Annotated in this window: 20 protein-coding genes; 18 read left to right on the top strand and 2 right to left on the bottom strand. The window is 72.1% G+C overall.

Annotated elements, in window-relative coordinates:
- Positions 1-166 precede the first annotated feature (166 nt).
- Entirely contained in the window at positions 167-391 is a 225-nt protein-coding gene (gene rpmE / locus B1205_RS07765) for a 50S ribosomal protein L31 (RefSeq protein WP_013288272.1), read from the top strand.
- A gap of 96 nt (positions 392-487) precedes the next feature.
- The gene (prfA, locus tag B1205_RS07760; protein ID WP_089155004.1) at positions 488-1,576 is read left to right on the top strand and encodes a peptide chain release factor 1; all 1,089 of its coding nucleotides are present in this window, start codon (positions 488-490) and stop codon (positions 1,574-1,576) included.
- Positions 1,577-1,604: 28 nt separating this feature from the next.
- Here the strand turns inward: prfA and B1205_RS07755 are convergent, their stop codons facing one another.
- Complete coding sequence (locus tag B1205_RS07755; protein ID WP_089155003.1) at positions 1,605-3,185, bottom strand: GGDEF domain-containing protein; 1,581 nt, start codon at positions 3,183-3,185, stop codon at positions 1,605-1,607.
- Positions 3,186-3,258: 73 nt separating this feature from the next.
- Between B1205_RS07755 and prmC the strand changes: the two genes are divergently transcribed.
- The 4 genes from prmC (at position 3,259) to B1205_RS07735 (ending at position 7,686) form a co-directional block, all read left to right on the top strand.
- Positions 3,259-4,206, top strand: a complete 948-nt coding sequence (gene prmC / locus B1205_RS07750; RefSeq protein ID WP_254909791.1) for a peptide chain release factor N(5)-glutamine methyltransferase — start codon at positions 3,259-3,261, stop codon at positions 4,204-4,206.
- Positions 4,206-4,850 (top strand): L-threonylcarbamoyladenylate synthase, encoded by a 645-nt coding sequence (locus tag B1205_RS07745; RefSeq protein ID WP_089155365.1) that lies wholly within the window; start codon positions 4,206-4,208, stop codon positions 4,848-4,850. The genes prmC and B1205_RS07745 overlap by 1 nt, the downstream gene beginning before the upstream one ends.
- Positions 4,851-5,462 carry an arsenate reductase/protein-tyrosine-phosphatase family protein gene (locus tag B1205_RS07740; protein WP_089155001.1) on the top strand — a complete coding sequence of 204 codons (612 nt, stop codon included), beginning with the start codon at positions 4,851-4,853 and terminating at the stop codon, positions 5,460-5,462.
- Positions 5,463-5,574: 112 nt separating this feature from the next.
- The gene (locus B1205_RS07735; RefSeq protein ID WP_089155000.1) at positions 5,575-7,686 is read left to right on the top strand and encodes a transglycosylase domain-containing protein; all 2,112 of its coding nucleotides are present in this window, start codon (positions 5,575-5,577) and stop codon (positions 7,684-7,686) included.
- A gap of 15 nt (positions 7,687-7,701) precedes the next feature.
- Here the strand turns inward: B1205_RS07735 and B1205_RS07730 are convergent, their stop codons facing one another.
- Positions 7,702-9,168, bottom strand: a complete 1,467-nt coding sequence (locus tag B1205_RS07730) for an SDR family oxidoreductase (RefSeq protein ID WP_089154999.1) — start codon at positions 9,166-9,168, stop codon at positions 7,702-7,704.
- 87 nt (positions 9,169-9,255) lie between these two features.
- Between B1205_RS07730 and B1205_RS07725 the strand changes: the two genes are divergently transcribed.
- The 12 genes from B1205_RS07725 to B1205_RS07670 all read left to right on the top strand — a co-directional run bounded on the left by B1205_RS07725 (position 9,256) and on the right by B1205_RS07670 (position 18,938).
- Positions 9,256-9,687 carry a hypothetical protein gene (locus B1205_RS07725; protein ID WP_089154998.1) on the top strand — a complete coding sequence of 144 codons (432 nt, stop codon included), beginning with the start codon at positions 9,256-9,258 and terminating at the stop codon, positions 9,685-9,687.
- Positions 9,688-9,861: 174 nt separating this feature from the next.
- Positions 9,862-10,098, top strand: a complete 237-nt coding sequence (locus tag B1205_RS07720) for an AtpZ/AtpI family protein (protein WP_089154997.1) — start codon at positions 9,862-9,864, stop codon at positions 10,096-10,098.
- Positions 10,099-10,109: 11 nt separating this feature from the next.
- A complete protein-coding gene (gene atpB, locus B1205_RS07715; RefSeq protein ID WP_089154996.1) occupies positions 10,110-10,907 on the top strand; it encodes a F0F1 ATP synthase subunit A in 798 nt (265 codons plus the stop codon).
- 70 nt (positions 10,908-10,977) lie between these two features.
- Entirely contained in the window at positions 10,978-11,211 is a 234-nt protein-coding gene (locus B1205_RS07710; protein WP_089154995.1) for an ATP synthase F0 subunit C, read from the top strand.
- A gap of 26 nt (positions 11,212-11,237) precedes the next feature.
- Positions 11,238-11,777 carry a F0F1 ATP synthase subunit B gene (locus B1205_RS07705; protein ID WP_089154994.1) on the top strand — a complete coding sequence of 180 codons (540 nt, stop codon included), beginning with the start codon at positions 11,238-11,240 and terminating at the stop codon, positions 11,775-11,777.
- Positions 11,777-12,598, top strand: a complete 822-nt coding sequence (locus B1205_RS07700) for a F0F1 ATP synthase subunit delta (protein WP_089154993.1) — start codon at positions 11,777-11,779, stop codon at positions 12,596-12,598. The genes B1205_RS07705 and B1205_RS07700 overlap by 1 nt, the downstream gene beginning before the upstream one ends.
- Before the next feature lie 86 nt (positions 12,599-12,684).
- Positions 12,685-14,337: a F0F1 ATP synthase subunit alpha gene (gene atpA, locus B1205_RS07695; protein WP_089154992.1), complete on the top strand. Its 1,653-nt coding sequence runs from the start codon at positions 12,685-12,687 to the stop codon at positions 14,335-14,337.
- A 4-nt stretch (positions 14,338-14,341) separates the two neighbouring features.
- On the top strand, positions 14,342-15,280 hold the full coding sequence (locus B1205_RS07690; protein ID WP_089154991.1) for a F0F1 ATP synthase subunit gamma: 939 nt from the start codon (positions 14,342-14,344) through the stop codon (positions 15,278-15,280).
- Positions 15,280-16,725 (top strand): F0F1 ATP synthase subunit beta, encoded by a 1,446-nt coding sequence (atpD, locus tag B1205_RS07685; protein ID WP_089154990.1) that lies wholly within the window; start codon positions 15,280-15,282, stop codon positions 16,723-16,725. Before B1205_RS07690 ends, atpD begins: the two co-directional genes overlap by 1 nt.
- Positions 16,726-16,939: 214 nt before the next feature.
- Positions 16,940-18,079 carry an LCP family protein gene (locus B1205_RS07680; RefSeq protein WP_089154989.1) on the top strand — a complete coding sequence of 380 codons (1,140 nt, stop codon included), beginning with the start codon at positions 16,940-16,942 and terminating at the stop codon, positions 18,077-18,079.
- 113 nt (positions 18,080-18,192) lie between these two features.
- Positions 18,193-18,471, top strand: a complete 279-nt coding sequence (locus B1205_RS07675; protein ID WP_047893558.1) for a F0F1 ATP synthase subunit epsilon — start codon at positions 18,193-18,195, stop codon at positions 18,469-18,471.
- Between the two features lie 11 nt (positions 18,472-18,482).
- Positions 18,483-18,938, top strand: a complete 456-nt coding sequence (locus B1205_RS07670; RefSeq protein WP_089154988.1) for a DUF2550 domain-containing protein — start codon at positions 18,483-18,485, stop codon at positions 18,936-18,938.
- Positions 18,939-19,213 lie beyond the last annotated feature (275 nt).

The raw sequence follows: 19,213 nt of genomic DNA, 5'->3' as shown, positions 1-19,213 counted from the left end.
GAGGGTGGCCGGGCGTTGTGGCGGGCGGACCTGCTGTGCCGGCCGGCCGAAGCCCATGGCACACTGGTCAATCGGCCACCGGTTCCGGTTCACGCCCGAGCCCGTCACCACGACGGGGCAGACCCGACGGCGACCCGGCGACCACCCACGAAAGGACCGAGGCGACATGAAGCCCAACATCCACCCGGAGTACGTGACCACCGAGGTCCGCTGCTCCTGCGGCAACACGTTCACGACCCGCAGCACCGCCAAGGGCGGCGCCATCAGCGTCGAGACCTGCAGCGCCTGCCACCCGTTCTACACCGGTAAGCAGCGCGTGCTGGACACCGCCGGTCGGGTCGCGAAGTTCCAGCAGAAGTACGCCAAGGTTCAGGCCAAGAAGGCCAAGTAGCTCCGTCGACGACGCCCGTGTCCGGCCCGTGCCGGACACGGGCGTTCGTCCGTTCGCGTCGGTTTTCGTCGTGTCGTCCGAAGGAGCATCCGCAGCATGAGCAGTGAGCGCCTGGCCGCCCTCCTCGACGAGTATGCCGAGCTGGAGAAGCGGCTGGCCGACCCGGCCCTGCACACCGACCAGGGCGTCGCCCGGCGGGTCGGCCGGCGGTACGCCGAGCTGGTCCCGCTGCACAAGGCGGCCGGTGAGCTGGAGCAGGCCCGCGCCGATCTGAGCGCGGCCCGGGAGCTGGCCGCCGAGGACCCGGCGTTCGCCGGCGAGGCGGAGTCCATCGCGGCGTCGCTGCCGGCGTTGGAGGAACGGCTCGCCGAGCTGCTCATCCCGCGCGATCCGCACGACGCCAAGGACGTGATCGTCGAGATCAAGGCCGGCGAGGGCGGCGAGGAGTCCGCGCTGTTCGCCGGCGACCTGCTGCGGATGTACACCCGGTACGCCGAGCGGCGCGGCTGGGTCACCGAGGTGATCGACGCCCAGGACTCCGACCTCGGCGGCGTGAAGGACGTCTCGCTGGCGATCAAGACCAAGGGCGTGCCGGAGGGCGGCAACGGCGTCTGGTCCCGGCTCAAGTGGGAGGGCGGCGTGCACCGGGTGCAGCGCGTCCCGGTGACCGAGTCGCAGGGCCGGATCCACACCAGCGCGGCGGGCGTGCTGGTGCTGCCCGAGGCGGAGGACGTCGACGTCACCATCGACCCGAACGAGCTGCGGATCGACGTGTTCCGTTCGTCCGGGCCCGGTGGCCAGTCGGTCAACACCACCGACTCGGCGGTCCGGATCACCCATGTGCCGACCGGGATCGTGGTGTCCTGCCAGAACGAGAAGTCGCAGCTCCAGAACCGGGAGCAGGCCATGCGTATCCTGCGGGCCCGACTGCTCGCGGCGGCGCAGGAGCAGGCCGACGCGGCCGCCTCGGACGCCCGCAAGGCGCAGGTCCGCACTGTGGACCGCTCGGAGCGGATCCGCACCTACAACTTCCCGCAGAACCGGATCACCGATCACCGGATCGGCTACACCGCGTACAACCTCGACCTGGCGCTGGCCGGCGAGCTGGACGGGGTGCTCGACGCGCTGGCCGAGGCGGACCGCGCGGCCCGGCTGGCCGGCGGGACCGAGCTGACGCGCCGCTGAGCCACGCCCCGGCCGCTGAGGCCCGGTGTCAGGCGGGGGCACCTTCTCTACCGGAGGCGTTGACCGGGGGTCGCGCCTTCAGGCGCAGCATTTCGCGGTCGGCCAGCTCGAACGCCGTGCCGAGCGCCTCCCGGACGCTGACCGTGGTGCTGCCGTCGACCTCGGCGAAACCGATCGTCACGCCGACCGGGGTGCCGGGGACCAGGGACCCCCAGTCCTCGGTGCGGACCGCCGCCTCGATCCGGCGGGCCACCTCGACCGCCTCCGACATGCCGGTGTCCGGCAGGACGACGACGAACTCGTCGCCGCCGTAGCGGGCCACGAAGTCGCCCCGCCGCATCACCCGGTTGATCACGCCGGCCACCCGTTGCAGCACCAGGTCGCCCGAGTGGTGACCGTGCCGGGTGTTCACCGCCTTGAACCCGTCGAGGTCGCAGACGCCGATCACCACCCGCTCGCCCCGGGACACCACCGCGCCGAGGTAGCGCTCCAGCCGACGTCGGTTGGGCAGGCCGGTGAGCGGATCGGTGAGCGCCTCGCCCTCGTACCGGGCGGCCTCGCGGCGCATCTCCTCGTGGTCGATCCGGGCGGCGATGCCGTCGATGTAGACGTCCCGCAGGCGGTCGCTGCGCCGCGCGGCCAGCCGGAACGCGTGCCGGTCCGCCCGGTGCGCGCCGGCGTGGTCGCCGGCCCGGCCCAGCGCGATGCTGCGCAGCCGGGGTGCCTCGGCCGCGCCCAGCGTCTCGTCGGAGACCCGGATCGCGTCCAGCCGGGTGACCGCCTCGATCGGGCGGCCGGCGGCGACGGCCAGGCAGACCTGGCCGAGCTGGCGCAGGTCGCGGGCGCGGGCGCTGTCCCCGCCGTGACCGAGCAGCCGGGTCGGGTCGGCGTCCCCGGCGGACTCCACCCGGTCGCCGAGCGCGGCCCGCCGGGCGGCGGCGTACCCGTACGCGGCGAGGCTGCTGGGGCGCAGGTTGGCGGCCCGCCCGCCGCGCAGGAAGCGGGCCAGGTCGCCGGCCACGTCGCGCAGCACCCGCAGACAGCCGTCGCCGTCGCCGTTGTGGTCCAGAGCCACCGCGTTGCGCAGCCGGATCCCGGGCGCGGCGAACGTCTCCTCCGGGATGCCCGCGCTCAGCCCGACCTCGCGCGCCCGCTCGATCGCGCCGAGCGCGTGGCCGTGGAAGCTGAGGTACGAGTACGCCATCGCCAGGTCGTGCCAGCCCCATGCGGTGTCCCGGTCGGGCGTGTCGTCGGCGCCGAGTGCCCGGGCGGCCCGGACCAGGTGCATCACACACCGGTCGAGCGCCCCCTGGTGGTGGGCGGCCAGCGCGGCGAGCGCGTTGAGGTGCCCGTGCAGGTAGGGCTCGGCCAGGTCGCGTACGGCGGCGGAGGCGTCCTCGATGGCCCGGGTGAACTCCGCCGTCCGACCGAGATTGATCAGTGCGGATATGCGCTGCACCAGCGCGTCGGCTCGCGCGTACGGGTCGTCGGTGGTGCGGATCACGTGGTCGAGCAGGACGCACGCCTCGGCGGAACGGCTGACCTCCTGCAGCGCCCGGGCACGTCGGAGGGCGTCAACCTGGTCCTCGACCTGGTCGAGCCAACCCACTCGGGACCTCCCTGCGGTGTGCGCCCGGACGCACCAGCTCGTGAGGTGACCCGCGACGCTTCATGATTATTGCGTGAGCACACTCCCGCAACACCCGTCCGAAGGGACAGAACGCGAACGCGTCTCGCTGATGGTGGCCCGGGTGGCCCGCGCGCTCGCGGCGGCCGGCGTGGCGTCGCCCCGCGCCGAGGCCGAGCAGTTGGCCGCGTACGTGCTGGCGGTCCCGCGGGGCCGGCTGGCGCTGGCCGACGGCCTCGACCCGACCCAGCGTGACCGGCTGGACGCGCTGGTGCGGCGGCGGGTGGCCCGGGAGCCGTTGCAGCACCTGGTCGGCGCGGCCGGCTTCCGGCACCTGGAGCTGGCGGTCGGCCCGGGGGTGTTCGTGCCCCGCCCGGAGACCGAGCTGCTCGCCGGCTGGGGGATCGCGTGGGCCGGCCGGCTCACCGCGCCGCTCGTGGTCGACCTGTGCAGCGGTTCCGGGGCGATCGCCCTCGCGGTCGCCCAGGAGGTGCCGTCGGCCCGGGTGGTGGCGGTGGAGCGGTCCCCGGCCGCGCTGGCCTGGCTGCGCCGCAACGCCGCCGCGCGGGCCGCCGCGGGGGACCGGCCGGTCGAGGTGGTGGCCGCGGACGTGACCGACCCGGAGCTGCTGGCCGATCTGGTCGACCGGGTCGACGTGCTGCTCTGCAACCCGCCGTACGTGCCGAGGTCGGTGGTGGTGCCGCCGGAGGTGGCCGGCCACGACCCGGACGAGGCGGTGTTCGGCGGCGCGGACGGGCTGGACGTGATCCGCCCGGTGGTGGACCGGGCGGCCGCGCTGCTGCGTCCGGGCGGCGTGATCGGTGTCGAGCACGACGACACGCACGCGGCTGAGGTGCCGGCCCTGCTCGCCGGCGACGGCCGGTACGAGCGTGTCGAGGAGCACCGGGACCTCGCCGGGCGCCCCCGCTGGGCGACGGCGTCCCGGCGGGCGGACCGCCCCCACGCCGACCCCGCCCCGACGTGGCAGACTGCTTCCTCGTGATGCTCTACGACTGTCGGTCGCTCGCCGACCGGGACCGCGGCATCGCCGCTGCCGTCGAGGCGGTCAAGAACGGCGAACTGGTCGTCCTGCCGACCGACACGGTCTACGGCATCGGGGCGGACGCGTTCACCCCGTACGCGGTCAAGGCCCTGGCGGACACCAAGGGTGGCACCAGGCAGGCGCCCCCGGTGCTCATCGGCTCCCGGCACACGCTCGACGGCCTGGTCTTCTCGCTGCCCCGCGCGGCGCGTGAGCTGGTCGAGGCGTTCTGGCCGGGCGCGTTGACGATCGTGGTGGAGCACTCGCCGAGCCTGGCCTGGGACCTCGGCGACACCAGCGGCACGGTCGCGGTGCGGATGCCGTTGCACCCGGTCGCGCTGGAGGTGCTGCGGGAGACCGGGCCGATGGCGGTCGCCTCGGCCAACAAGGTCGGCCAGCCCGCCGCGCGCACCGCCGAGGAGGCCCGTGACCAGCTCGGCTACGGCGTCCGGGCCTACCTGGAGGCCGGGCCGGCGGTGGACCCGGTGCCGAGCACGATCGTCGACCTGACCGGCGAGGTGCCGCGGGTGCTGCGGCAGGGCGCGGTGACGCTGGCGAAGCTGCGCGACGTGGTGCCGGACATCCTCGACGAGCGGGGGGTGTGAGTGCCTCCCTTCACCGTCCTGCACGTCTGCATGGGCAACATCTGCCGGTCGCCGATGGCCGAGCGGCTGTTGCTGCTCGCCGTCCGGGAGCGGCTGGCCCGGCTCGACGTCGACCCGGCCGGCTCGGACGCGCTGGTGCACAGCCACAGCGCCGGCACCGGCGGCTGGCACGCCGGTGAGGAGATGAACCCGCCGGCCGCGCGGCAGGTGACCGCCCGCGGCGGTGACGTCGCCGGGTTCGCCGCACGCCGGCTCCGCTCCGACCTGATCGACGGCGCGGACCTGGTCCTCACCGCCACCGCCGACCAGCAGGAGTACGTGGTGGCGTTGCGGCCGGACGCCGCCGGGCGCACGTTCGTGCTGGGCGAGTTCGGTCGGCTGCTCGGCGGGCTGGACCGGTCCGCCCTGCCGCCCGCGGAGCCCACCCCGGACGCGGTCCACGCCCGGGGGGTCGCGCTGGTGGCGGCCGTCGACGCGGCCCGGAAGGGCGCCGCCGCGTTGTCCGTCGACGATCTCGACGACCCCTGGGGTCGGGGCGACCAGTGCTTCAGCCGGGTGGCCGACGAGATCGAGGAGACCGTCCAGCCGTTGGCCGCCGCGCTGTTGCCCTGAGGTTCATCCTTCCTCGCGAACCTTCTGCGCATTTCGCCGAAGACGGCGGCTGAAGCGCCCATTCCGGTCATTCTGAACGGGTCCGTACGGCCGGCTCCTGCGGGGAGAGCTGATGAACCGGGCCCATCTCGACAAGCTGTTCACCGTCCTGCTCGCCGGCGTGCTCGCCGGACTGGCCCTGGCCGCCGCCGCGCTGCCGGCCGCGTTGGTCTTCGGGCTGGGCGTGCGGAACCTCATGCCGTACACCGAGCTGCCGGAGGCGCTGCGGACGCCGCAGCCGGCGCAGCGCTCCAACCTCTACGCCAACGACGGCCGCACGCTGATCACCTCGTTCTACGTCGAGGACCGGGTGGACGTGCCGGTCGACGACGTGGCGCCGGTGATGCGGGACGCCGTCGTGGCCGCCGAGGACGTGCGCTTCTACGAGCACCACGGCGTCGACGTGCGCGGCGTGGCGCGGGCCCTGACGGCCAACCGCAAGGAGGGCACCCGGCAGGGCGCCTCCACGCTGACCATGCAGTACGTGCGCAACGCGCTGGCCGGGGACCCCCGGCTGACCGAGGCGCAGCGTTCCCGGGCGACCGAGATCACCGCCGGCCGCAAGATCCGCGAGATGCGGTACGCGCTGACGCTGGAACGGCAGATCGGCAAGGACGAGATCCTCGGGCGTTACCTGAACATCGCCTACTTCGGCGCCGGCGCGTACGGCGTCGCCGCGGCCAGCAAGCGCTACTTCTCCGTCCCGCCGGAGCGGCTCACGCTGGCCCAGGCCGCCCTGCTCGCCGGGCTGCTCCGGTCGCCGGCCCACGACGACCCGATCAACGGCGACGCGGACTCGGCGCTGGCCCGCCGCGCGTACGTGCTGGACCGGATGGTGGAGACCGGCCGGGTCGGCGCGGCGGACGCGGCGGCGGCCAGGGACACGCCGCTGGCCCTGCGGCCCAGCGCCACCCCGAACGACTGCGCCGCGGTGCCCGCCGCCCACAACGACTGGGGCTTCTTCTGCGACTGGTTCACGCAGTGGTGGAACGCCCAGCCGGCGTTCGGCGAGACCGTCGACGAGCGGCAGCGCACGCTGCGCCGCGGCGGCTGGTCGATCGTGTCGTCGCTCGACCCGGACGTGCAGGCCAAGGCGAGCGAGCAGGTGCGGACGATCTACCCGGAGACGATCGCGCGGGCCGCGCCGACCGCGGTGGTGCAGCCGGGCACCGGGCGGGTGCTGGCGATGGCGGTGAACCGCGGCTACGGGACGGGCGCGAACCCGGACGGGCAACAGAACTACCCGAACACGGTCAACGCGCTCGTGGCCGGAGGCGGCGGCATCGTCGGCTACCAGGCCGGCTCGACGTTCAAGCTGTTCGCGCTGCTGGCCGCGCTGGAGTCCGGGCTGCCGCTGGACACCCGGTTCGACGCCCCCCGCGTCTACGTCACGAGGTACCCGATCGACGGCGGCCCGGCCAGCTGCGCCGGCCGGTGGTGCCCGGCGAACGCCAACGCCGCCTGGATGAACGGCGACCGGGACATGTGGGACGCGTTCGGCCGCTCGGTGAACACCTACTTCGCCTGGCTGACCGAGCGGGTCGGCGCGGACCGGGTGGTCGAGATGGCCGAGCGGCTGGGCATCGTGTTCCGCGCGCCGCAGGACGCGAAGCTGGCCCGCGACGGGGCGCGGAACTGGGGCCCGTTCACGCTCGGGGTCTCCGCCACCACCCCGCTCGACCTGGCCAACGCGTACGCCACGGTGGCCGCCGAGGGCACCTGGTGCCGGCCCACGCCGGTCACCTCGATCGCCGACCCGACCGGCCGGAAGGTCACCGCCGGTGACGTCGACTGCCGGCAGGTACTCGACACCGAGGTGGCCCGCGCGGCGGTCGACGCCAGCCGCTGCCCGGTGGGCGACCAGTCGATGTACCGACGCTGCGCCGGTGGCACGGCCGAGGAACTCGCGCCGGGGCTGCGTCGGCCGCTGGCCGGCAAGACCGGCAGCTCGGAGCGGAACGCCACGGAGACCGTGGTCGCGTTCACCCCGCAGCTCGCGGTGGCGACCATCGCCGCGAACCCGGACGACCCCCGCGACGCGGTCGGCGGCGGGGTGCAGAAGCGGCAGATCGCCGCCGTGGGCCGCATCCTCGCCTGGGCGCTGCGTGACCAGCCGGTCGAGGACTTCGTCCCACCCGGCGAGGCGGTCGCCTTCCAGCACACCGGCCCGCGCACCGGCGACTGACGGGTCAGGCCCCGCCTAACCGTCGGCCTGTTCGGCGCCGCGGGCGATGTTGCGCGCCATGCCGCCGAAGACGACGGTGTGGAACGGGGTGACCGATGCCCAGTAGAGATGCCCGGGCAGGCCGCGTGGGAGGAACACGGCGCGCTGGACGTACCGGCTGCGACCGCCCTCGACCGGTTCGGCGCGCATCTCCAGCCAGGCCCGGCCGGGCACCCGCATCTCGGCGCGCAGCCGCAGCAGCTCACCCGGGACGATCTCCTCGACCCGCCAGAAGTCCAACGCCTCGCCGACGAGCAGCCGGTGCGGGTCGCGCCGGCCCCGGCGCAGCCCCACGCCGCCGACCAGCCGGTCCAGCCAGCCGCGCACGGTCCAGGCCAGCGGGAACGAGTACCAGCCGTGCTCGCCGCCGACCCCCTCGATGACCCGCCACAGCGCGGCCGGCGGCGCGTCCACGGCCCGCTCCCGCAGATCGGTGTACGCCGTACCGCCGGACCAGTGCGGGTCCGACGGCAGCGGCTCGGCCGGCGCGTCCGGCCCGCTCGCGTTCGACCAGCGGGTCTCCACCTGCGCGTCGCGTACCTTTGCCAGCGCCAGCGTGACCGCCTGGTCGAACCCGGTCAGCCCGTCCGGCGGGTCGGGCACGTACCGGGCGATGTCGTGCTCGTGCGCCACCGCCTCGTGGACCAGGCTCTCCACCAGCGGCCGGGCGATCGCGTTGGGCACCGGGGTGATCAGGCCGACCCAGTGCGAGGAGAGCGACGGGGTGAGTGGGCGCACCGGCAGGATGACCCGCCGCCGCAGCCCGGCCACCCGGGCGTAGCGCTGCATCATCTGCTGGAAGGTCAGCACGTCCGGGCCGCCGATGTCGAAGCCACGGTTCACCTCGGCCGGCAGGTGCGCGCAGCCGACCAGGTAGCGCAGCACGTCGCGGACCGCGATCGGCTGGATCCGGTTGCGTACCCAGCGTGGGGTGACCATCGCCGGCAGCCGCTCGGTCAGGTGGCGCAGCATCTCGAACGACGCCGAGCCGGACCCGATGATCACCGCGGCCCGCAGCACCGCGGTCGGCACGCCGCTGTCCAGCAGGATGTGGCCGACCTCCGCCCGGGACCGCAGGTGCGCCGAGGGCAGCGCCTCCCGATCCGCCGGCTCCGGCCCGCCGAGGTAGACGATCCGGTGTACGCCCGCGGCGCGGGCGGCGTCGGCGAAGTTCGTCGCCGCCTCCCGGTCGGCCGCCTCGAAGCCGCGCTGGCCCAGCGAGTGGACCAGGTAGTACGCGACGTCCACGCCCTCGAACGCGGCCGGCAGCGTCTCCGGGCGGCGCAGGTCGCCTTCGACGATCTCGGCCCGGGCGGCCCAGGGCACGTCGCGCAGGCGTCCCGCCGTGCGGGCCAGGCAACGCACCGCGTGCCCCTCGGCCAGCAGCCGGGGCGCGAGGCGCCCGCCGATGTAGCCGGTGGCACCGGTGACGAGGCATCTCACGGTCTCCAGTGTGCGGCTCCGTAGACTCCTTCGCTGTGGAGAACGCGAGGGAACTGCAAATGATCATCGCGCTCCCGGCGTACCCCCGTGGCTGAGTCCGGGCCGCGCGCGGCGGAGGCGACCGCGGACCGCGGCTGGCGACTGCGCCACCTGCCGGTGCTGCTGGGCGCGGTGGCGGTGCTGGCCGCGCTGGCGGCGGTGCTCGGCGGGGTGACCCGGGGCGCGGACGGCGCGCTCGGCGCGGCGGCCGGGGTGGCCGTCACGGCGGCCAGCTACACGCTCACCACGGTGGTGCTGGCCTGGGCCGACGCCCGGGATCCGCAGCTCGTGCTGCCGTTCGGGCTGGGGCTCTACGTCGCCAAGATCACCGCGCTCGGCGGGGTGATGGTGCTGGTCGCCTCGACCGGCTGGCCGGGGCTGGTCCCGTTCTGCCTCGGCATCGCCGCGGGCGTGGTGGTCTGGACCGGGGTGCACGTCTGGTGGCTGACCACGGTCCACGCGCGACGGTCGGCGGGCTGAGCGTCCCGATTTTCGACACGCCGCGCCGGCGAGTCCGGGATCGGTCATTCTCTCAGTGGCGGGGGAGGAGTACCGTGCCTCCAGACGACTTCGCCCGCCCGTGTCCCACACAACCAGGTTGTGCGGGGGGTGAGGCACAACCTCTTCTGCTCGACTGATATCGTTCGCCCCGTCATGGCCGGTGACCAGAAACCCCCCAACGCTGGCGGCTCGGGCGACGTTCCGTCCGGTGCCGGTCAGGGTTGGACCGCGCTCTCATACCTCATCGGGGGCATGCTCGTCTGGGGTTTCATCGGCTGGCTGGTCGACCGTTGGCTCGATACCGGCGGCATCGCCACCGGCATCGGGGTCGTGCTCGGCATGGCCGGGGGCATCATCCTGGTCGTCCGCCGGCTGGGCACGCCTACTTAGGAAGGGACGCGGTGTTCGGACAGGCGAACGTCCTGGCTCAGGGCCAGGCGGAATTCCCACCGAGCGTGGGGGACTTCTACCTGCCCAGCATCCTGCCCTGGGGTGCGGAGAACTCGTACTGGTTCACCAAGATCACGGCGATGGTGTGGATCGCCGTCGGCATCTTGATCATCTTCTTCCTGGTCAGCTACCGGAAGCCGCAGCTGGTGCCCACCAAGCGCCAGTGGTACGCCGAGTCGATCTACGGCTTCGTGCGCAACAACATCGCGGTGGACATGATCGGGCACACGGGGGTGCGGTTCGCTCCCTACTTCACCACGCTCTTCTGCTTCATCCTGCTGACGAACTTCTTCGCGATCCTGCCGTTCTTCCAGATCTCGCCGAACTCGCACATCGCCTTCCCGGCCTTCCTCGCCGTGATCAGCTACGTGTTGTTCAACTACATCGGCATCCGGCACCACGGCTTCGCGAAGTACGTCAAGAACTCCCTGATCCCGCCGGCGCCGTGGTACATCCTGCCGCTGCTGATCCCGATCGAGTTCTTCTCGACCTTCCTGGTCCGGCCGTTCTCGCTGGCCGTCCGTCTCTTCGCGAACATGTTCGCCGGCCACATGCTCCTGCTGGTCTTCACGCTCGGCGGGTTCGCCATGCTCAGCGCCAACGTCTGGCTGGCGCCGGTCTCGGTGCTGTCCTGGGTGATGACGATCGCGCTGACCTTCCTCGAGTTCCTGGTGATCGTCCTTCAGGCGTACGTCTTCACGGTGCTGACCGCCAGCTACGTGCAGGGCGCCCTCGCCGACGAGCACTGATCCGATCTTTCGCACCAACCGTTGTCGTCCCGCGTGAGAGTCACGCGTGATAACCAGGAGGAACCAACCAATGGACATCTACGCCGCGGTAGAGGGCAGCACCGCCGCCATCGGCTACGGTCTCGCGGCCATCGGCCCGGGCATCGGCGTGGGCCTGGTCTTCTCGGCCTACATCCAGTCGACCGCCCGCCAGCCGGAGTCGTCCCGGCTGACCCTCCCGTACGTCTGGATCGGCTTCGCCGTCATCGAGGCCCTCGCGCTGCTGGGTATCGCCTTCGGCTTCATCTGGCAGGGCAACCTCTAATTCGGCCCTGAGACCGGGAGGTTTCCATGTACTTCCTCGCCGCTGAGGGCGGAGGATCGGAGCACAACCCGATCATCCCCGCCTGGCAGGAGATCGTGGTCGGCGGGATCGCGTTCATCCTGCTCTGCGTCGTCCTGATGAAGTTCGTCTTCCCGCGCATGGAGCAGACGTTCCAGGCCCGGGTCGACGCGATCGAGGGTGGCATCAAGCGCGCCGAGGCCGCGCAGGCCGAGGCGAACCAGCTGCTCGAGCAGTACCGTGCCCAGCTCGCGGAGGCGCGTACCGACGCCGCCAAGATCCGCGACGACGCCCGGGCCGACGCCGAGGGCATCCGCCAGGACATCCTCGCCAAGGCGCGCGAGGAGTCCGACCGGATCATCGCCGCCGGCAAGGAGCAGCTCGCCGCCGAGCGCGCCACCATCGTGCGCGAGCTGCGTACCGAGGTCGGCACCATCGCGGTCGACCTGGCCAGCAAGATCGTCGGCGAGTCGCTGGCCGACGAGGCACGTCGCAAGGGCACCGTCGACCGGTTCCTGAGCGGTCTCGAGAGCACGGGGGCCCGCTGATGCAGGCCGCCAGCCGGGAGTCGTACTCCGCCGGGGTGGACCGCCTCGACGCGTACGTCCGCGGCGCGGAGCCGTCGGCGGTGGCCTCCACCGCCGACGACATCCTCTCCGTCGCCGCCCTGCTGCGGCGCGAGCCGCGACTGCGCCGGGCGCTCTCCGACCCGGCGCGCACCGGCGCGGACCGCTCCGGCCTGCTCGGCGACATGCTGCGCGACCGGATCGGCGCGGACGCGCTCGACCTGCTCGCCTCGCTGGTCGCAGGCCGCTGGTCGGCCCCGTCCGAGCTGCTCGACGGCGTCGAGCGCCTCGGCGTGGAGGCGCTCCTGGCCAGCGCCGACACGGCCGGCGAGCTGGGTGAGGTGGAGGACGAGCTGTTCCGTTTCGGGCAGGTCGTCTCCGGCTCCGCCGAGCTGTCCAACGCGCTCTCCGACCCGATGGCGCCGGTGCAGCGGCGGGCCGAGCTGGCCCAGCAGCTGCTCGCCGGTAAGGCCCGGCCGGTCACCGTCCGCCTGGTCGAGGCCGCGCTCGCGGGCTTCGGTGGACGCTCCTTCGGCGGTGCGCTCACCCGGCTGGTCGAGCTGGCCGCCGACCGGCGGGACCGGCAGGTCGCGTACGTGACCGTGGCGGCCCCGCTGACCGACGAGGAGGAGCGACGCCTGGGTGCCCGCCTCTCCGCGATGTACGGTCGGGAGGTGTCCGTCAAGCAGACGGTCGACCCCGACGTGCTCGGGGGAGTGCGCGTACGGGTCGGCTCCGACCTCTACGACGGCACCGTCCTGCGCCGCCTCAACGAGACCCGCAACGCGCTCGCGAAGCGCTGACCAGCGTCTGAGCAGCCCTGATTCGCCGCCATCGGACCGGCCGGTACTAGGTATCCCGGGCCCTGAGATACTTAAGGAAGCAGAGGATGGCCGAGCTGACCATCTCGACGGAGGAGATCCGCGGCGCCCTGGAGCGCTACGTCTCCTCCTACACGGCCGACGTCTCCCGTGAGGAGGTCGGCACCGTCGCCGACGCCGGCGACGGCATCGCCCACGTCGAGGGTCTCCCCTCGACCATGACCAACGAGCTCCTGGAGTTCGAGGACGGCACGCTCGGCGTGGCGTTGAACCTCGACGTCCGGGAGATCGGTGTCGTCGTCCTCGGCGACTTCGGCGGGATCGAAGAGGGCCAGCGCGTCAAGCGCACCGGCCGGGTGCTCTCCGTACCGGTCGGTGACGCGTTCCTCGGTCGCGTGGTCAACGCGCTCGGCGACCCGATCGACGCCCTCGGCGACATCGCCAACGAGGGCTACCGCGAGCTGGAGCTCCAGGCCCCGAACGTGATGGCCCGGCAGTCCGTCTCCGAGCCGCTGCAGACCGGCATCAAGGCCATCGACGCGATGACCCCGATCGGCCGTGGCCAGCGCCAGCTGATCATCGGCGACCGGAAGACCGGCAAGACCACGGTCGCGCTGGACGCCATCCTGAACCAGCGGGAGAACTGGCGCTCCGGCGACCCGACGAAGCAGGTCCGCTGCATCTACGTCGCGATCGGCCAGAAGGCCTCCACCATCGCCTCCATCAAGGGGACGCTGGAGGAGGCGGGCGCGATGGAATACACCACCATCGTCGCCTCCCCGGCCTCCGACCCGGCCGGCTTCAAGTACCTCGCCCCCTACACCGGCTCGTCCATCGGGCAGCACTGGATGTACGGCGGCAAGCACGTCCTGATCGTCTTCGACGACCTGAGCAAGCAGGCCGAGGCGTACCGGGCTGTGTCGCTGCTGCTGCGTCGCCCGCCGGGCCGCGAGGCGTACCCGGGTGACGTCTTCTACCTGCACTCCCGCCTGCTGGAGCGCTGCGCCAAGCTCTCCGACGAGCTGGGCGGCGGCTCGATGACCGGCCTGCCGATCATCGAGACCAAGGCGAACGACATCTCGGCGTTCATCCCGACCAACGTCATCTCGATCACCGACGGCCAGATCTTCCTCGAGACCGACCTGTTCAACCAGGGCGTCCGGCCGGCCATCAACGTCGGCACCTCGGTCTCCCGGGTCGGTGGCGCGGCGCAGGTGAAGCCGATGAAGAAGGTCGCCGGCTCGCTGCGGCTGAACCTGGCCCAGTTCCGCGAGCTGGAGGCGTTCGCCGCCTTCGCCTCGGACCTGGACCGGGCCTCGCAGAACCAGCTCAACCGGGGTGCCCGGCTGGTCGAGCTGCTGAAGCAGCCGAACTACTCGCCGTACCCGGTGCACGAGCAGGTCGTCTCCGTCTGGGCCGGCACCGAGGGCAAGCTCGACGACGTCCCGGTCGGTGAGGTGCGTCGCTTCGAGTCGGAGTTCCTCCAGTACCTCCGGCACAAGCACGAGGGCGTGCTGGCCGCGATCGCGGACAACAAGTGGGGCGACGACCTCATCTCCTCGCTGGACTCGGCCATCAGCGAGTTCAAGCAGGTCTTCCTGGGCAAGGAGGACGAGGTCCGGGTCAACGACGCGCCGGCCAAGCCGCTGGAGGGCGAGCAGACCCGCGAGACGGTGACCCGCTTCCGCGACGGCACCACCGACCGCCCGGCCGAGAGCTGATCCGATGGCCGCCCAGGTACGCGTTCTCCGGCAGCGGATCCGGTCCGCCAAGGGGATGAAGAAGATCACCAAGGCGATGGAGCTCGTCGCGACGAGCCGCATCGCCAAGGCCCAGGCCAAGGTGGCGGCGTCGCTGCCGTACGCCGAGGCGATCACCGGCGTGCTGACGGCGCTGGCCTCGAACGCGCGGATCGACCACCCGCTGCTCACCCCGCGCGAGCGGGTGCGGCGGGCGGGCGTCCTGCTGGTCACGGCCGACCGGGGTCTGGCCGGTGGGTACAGCTCGAACGCGATCCGGACCGCCGAGTCGCTGATCGCCCGGCTGCGCGCCGACGGCAAGGAGCCGGTGCTCTACGTCATCGGCCGCAAGGGCGTGGCGTACTACCGGTTCCGCGACCGGGAGATCGCCGGCAGCTGGACCGGCTTCTCCGAGCAGCCGACGTTCGACGACGCCCGCGAGGTCGGTGACACGCTGATCAAGGCGTTCACCGCCGGCGCGGACGACACGGACGGCCACGCCGGTGCGGACGGGATCCTCGGGGTGGACGAGCTGCACATCGTCTACACCGAGTTCAAGTCCCTGATGACGCAGAACCCGGTGTCGCGGATCATCGGTCCGATGCAGGTCCAGGACCGGCCGCGGTCGGAGGCCCCGGGCGGGGTGTTGCCGGCGTACGAGTTCGAGCCGGAGCCGGAGTCGCTGCTCGACGCGCTGCTGCCGAAGTACATCAACACGCGGATCTTCGCGGCGTTGCTGGAGTCGGCGGCGAGCGAGTCGGCCGCCCGTCGGCGGGCGATGAAGAGCGCCACCGACAACGCCGAAGAGATGATCGAGAAGTACACGCGTGAGATGAACTCGGCCCGCCAGGCCGGCATCACCCAGGAGATCAGTGAGATCGTCGGCGGCGCGAACGCGCTGGCCGCGTCGGGAAGTGAAGTGTGATGACTGTATCCGCAGTGGAGACCAAGACGGCCACGGGTCGCGTGGTCCGGGTCATCGGCCCGGTCGTCGACGCCGAGTTTCCGCGCGACGCCATGCCGGAGCTGTTCAACGCCCTGCACGTCGACGTGACGCTCTCCGGCGGCGAGAAGACGCTGACCCTGGAGGTCGCCCAGCACCTGGGTGACAACCTGATCCGCGCCATCTCGATGCAGCCGACCGACGGCCTGGTCCGCGGCGCCGACGTCCGCGACACCGGCGCGCCGATCAGCGTGCCGGTGGGCGACGCGGTCAAGGGCCACGTGTTCAACGCGATCGGCGAGTGCCTCAACCTCACCGAGGGCGAGACCATCCAGGCCGACGACCGGTGGGGCATCCACCGCAAGGCCCCGGCCTTCGCGGACCTGGAGCCGAAGACCGAGATGCTGGAGACCGGCATCAAGGTCATCGACCTGCTCGCCCCGTACGTCAAGGGCGGCAAGATCGGCCTGTTCGGCGGCGCTGGCGTGGGCAAGACGGTGCTCATCCAGGAGATGATCACCCGGGTGGCCCGGAACTTCGGTGGCACCTCGGTCTTCGCCGGCGTGGGTGAGCGCACCCGCGAGGGCAACGACCTCATCGCCGAGATGACCGAGTCGGGCGTCATCGACAAGACCGCGCTGGTCTACGGCCAGATGGACGAGCCGCCGGGCACCCGGCTGCGGGTCGCGCTCTCCGCGCTCACCATGGCGGAGTACTTCCGCGACGTGAAGAAGCAGGAGGTGCTGCTCTTCATCGACAACATCTTCCGCTTCACCCAGGCCGGTTCCGAGGTCTCCACGCTGCTCGGCCGCATGCCGAGCGCCGTGGGTTACCAGCCGACGCTGGCCGACGAGATGGGCGAGCTCCAGGAGCGGATCACCTCCGTCCGGGGCCAGGCCATCACCTCGATGCAGGCGATCTACGTGCCCGCCGACGACTACACCGACCCGGCGCCGGCCACCACGTTCGCCCACCTCGACGCGACCACCAACCTGGAGCGGTCGATCTCCGACAAGGGCATCTACCCGGCCGTGGACCCGCTGGCGTCCTCGTCCCGGATCCTCGCCCCGGAGTTCGTCGGCGAGGAGCACTTCGCCGTCGCCACCGAGGTGAAGCGGATCCTGCAGCGCTACAAGGACCTGCAGGACATCATCGCCATCCTCGGCATCGAGGAGCTCTCCGAGGAGGACAAGCTCACCGTCGGCCGCGCCCGCCGGATCGAGCGTTTCCTCTCGCAGAACACGTACGCCGCCGAGCAGTTCACCGGCGTGCCGGGCTCGACGGTCCCGATCGCGGAGACCATCGACGCCTTCCGCCGGATCAGCGAGGGGGAGTTCGACCACTTCCCGGAGCAGGCGTTCTTCATGTGCGGTGGCCTGGACGACCTCAAGGCCAAGGCCGAGGAGCTGATGGGTCAGGAGGGCTGAGAGCCCGCTCACACCCACGAAGGCCGTCCCGACGTTCGTCGGGGCGGCCTTCGCCAGTTCGTGGTCGCTGCCCGCCGGATGCCCGATTCGCCGGTCAGCGGTTCGTCGGGGCGCGCGGTACCGTTCGTGACACGACTTCGCATCACAGCCGTTGATCTCTGCAACGAAACGGACTCCTGCGCCCGTCTCCTCTTCGTGGGCGCGACGATTGGAGATGCTCGTGGGTAAGGGCGGCACGGAGCGCGGCCGGCGCTCCCGGTGGCGTGACGTGCCCCGGTGGGCCCGGGTCTGCACCATCTTCGGCATCGTCATGGTGGTGCTCAGCGGTTCCGTGCTGGTGGGCTACCAGACGCTGGTCGCCCGCTACGAGGGTGCGGTCGGCAAGGGCGACCTCTTCGGCGACCAGGCCGCCGGCGCCACCGAGAAGAAGAGCGACATCAAGGGGCCGCTCAACATCCTGCTGGTGGGCATCGACCCGCGCAATCCGAGGACCCGGCCGCTCTCCGACTCGATCCTGATCCTGCACGTGCCGGCCAGCATGGACCGGGGCTACCTCTTCTCGCTCCCCCGTGACCTGCGGGTGGACATCCCGGCGTTCCCGAAGGCCGACTACGGCGGCGGCACCGACCGGATCAACGCGGCCATGTCGCACGGCAGCAACGTGCCGGGCAAGGACCCGAGCGCCGCGCAGGGCTTCGAGTTGCTCGCGAAGACCGTGCAGCAGCTCACCGGCATCAAGCGCTTCGACGCCGGCGCGATCATCAACTTCAGCGGGTTCAAGAAGATCGTCGACGCCATGGGCGGCGTCGACATGCACATCGAGCGGGACGTGAAGTCCGAGCACCTCCAGCCGGACGGGTCGCCGCGCCAGCTCAGGCCCGGCGGCGGGGGCTACCTCGGGCCCCAGGCACGGTACGAGAAGGGCGACGCCCACCTCAACGGCTGGCAGGCGCTGGACTACGTGCGGCAGCGCTACCCGCGCAACGGCGTGCCGGACGCGGACTACGGCCGGCAGCGGCACCAGCAGCAGTTCGTCAAGGCCATGGTGAGCCAGGCGTTCAGCGCCGACGTGGTGGCCAACCCGGTCAAGCTGGACCGGGTGCTGCGCGCGGCCGGGCAGTCGCTGATCTTCAACGGTCGGGGCAACAGCGTGGTCGACTTCGGGCTCGCCCTGAAGGGCATCCGCGCCGACGCGATCGAGACGATCAAGCTCCCGGGTGGGCCGATCGGGAGCGGCAGCGCCTACCGGGGTGAGGAACTGCTCGCCCCGGCCGACGACTTCTTCGCGGCCCTGCGCACCGAGCAGGTGGACGCGTTCCTGCTGGAGCACCCCGACTTCAAGCAGAAGAGCTAGTAGCCTGAGCGGGTGCGGGGGCCGTCGTGGTTCGGCTCTCACCACCCGCGTTGGGCGGGCCCCGGGGGCGCGACTAGACTTTCGGAAATCCGCCGCCGCAGCAAGGAGACAGCGTGGCACAGCAGCTTCACGTCGAGCTCGTAGCCGTCGAGGAGAAGGTCTGGACCGGCGAGGCCGAGATGGTCGTCGCCCGCACGACCGAGGGCGAACTCGGTGTGCTGCCGGGGCACGCGCCGCTGCTCGGCCAGCTCGCGGAGCCCAGCCAGGTGCGCATCAAGCAGGCCGGTGGCCAGCAGGTCGCGTACGACGTCGCCGGCGGCTTCCTGTCGGTCACCGGTGAGGGCGTGACAGTCCTGGCCGAGAGCGCCACCCCGGCCACCCCGGCCCGCTGACCGACCCGCCGATGGAGATCGTGGAAGGGATCGGAATCGGCTTCGCGGTCGTCGTCGTCGGACTTCTGATCCTCTTCATCCGGCGGGCCCTGGTCACCCGGAGTGGCGGCATCATCCGGCTGAGCGTCCGCGTCTCCACGATCCTCGACGGTCGCGGCTGGTCGCCCGGTTTCGGCCGCTTCGTCGGCGACGAACTCCGGTGGTACCGCATGTTCAGCTTCGCGCTTCGCCCCAAGCGGGTGCTCTCCCGCAAGGGGCTGGCGGTGGAGCGGCGCCGGCTCCCGGAGGGGCAGGAGCGCCTTTCGATGCCGACCGACTGGGTGATCCTGCGCTGTACCAGTCACCACGCTCCGGTCGAGATCGCCATGGCGCGGTCCACGGTCACCGGCTTCCTCTCCTGGCTTGAGGCCGCCCCACCCGGGGCGGTCTCGCCGCGTCTGGCCTCCCAGGACTGGCCCGCCGCCTGACGTTTCCGCCGGTTCGGGCGCGGCCGGCCACCCCCGGTCCGGCCCTGTTCGGGTCTCCCCGGGCCCGCGTGCCCGTACGGTGGCCCGGGCCTTGCGGCCGTTCTCCTGATCAACCCCAGTTCGGCGATCTGACCGGGTCGCGCCACATCCGATGCCGCCACTTCCCCGAGCTGGCACCTCTGCCCGACCATACGGGCGGTGGACCCCCCTCCCCGGCCCCGGACTTCGTAACTCGGTCCGCCGGACGGGATCGGTGCTGCGTGGGTGGAACACCG

The sequence above is a fragment of the Micromonospora sp. NBS 11-29 genome, from assembly GCF_002140155.1.
Lineage (GTDB): Bacteria > Actinomycetota > Actinomycetes > Mycobacteriales > Micromonosporaceae > Micromonospora.
The sequence above is the reverse complement of the archived record's forward strand: the minus strand, read 5'-3'. Positions and strand labels throughout refer to the sequence as shown.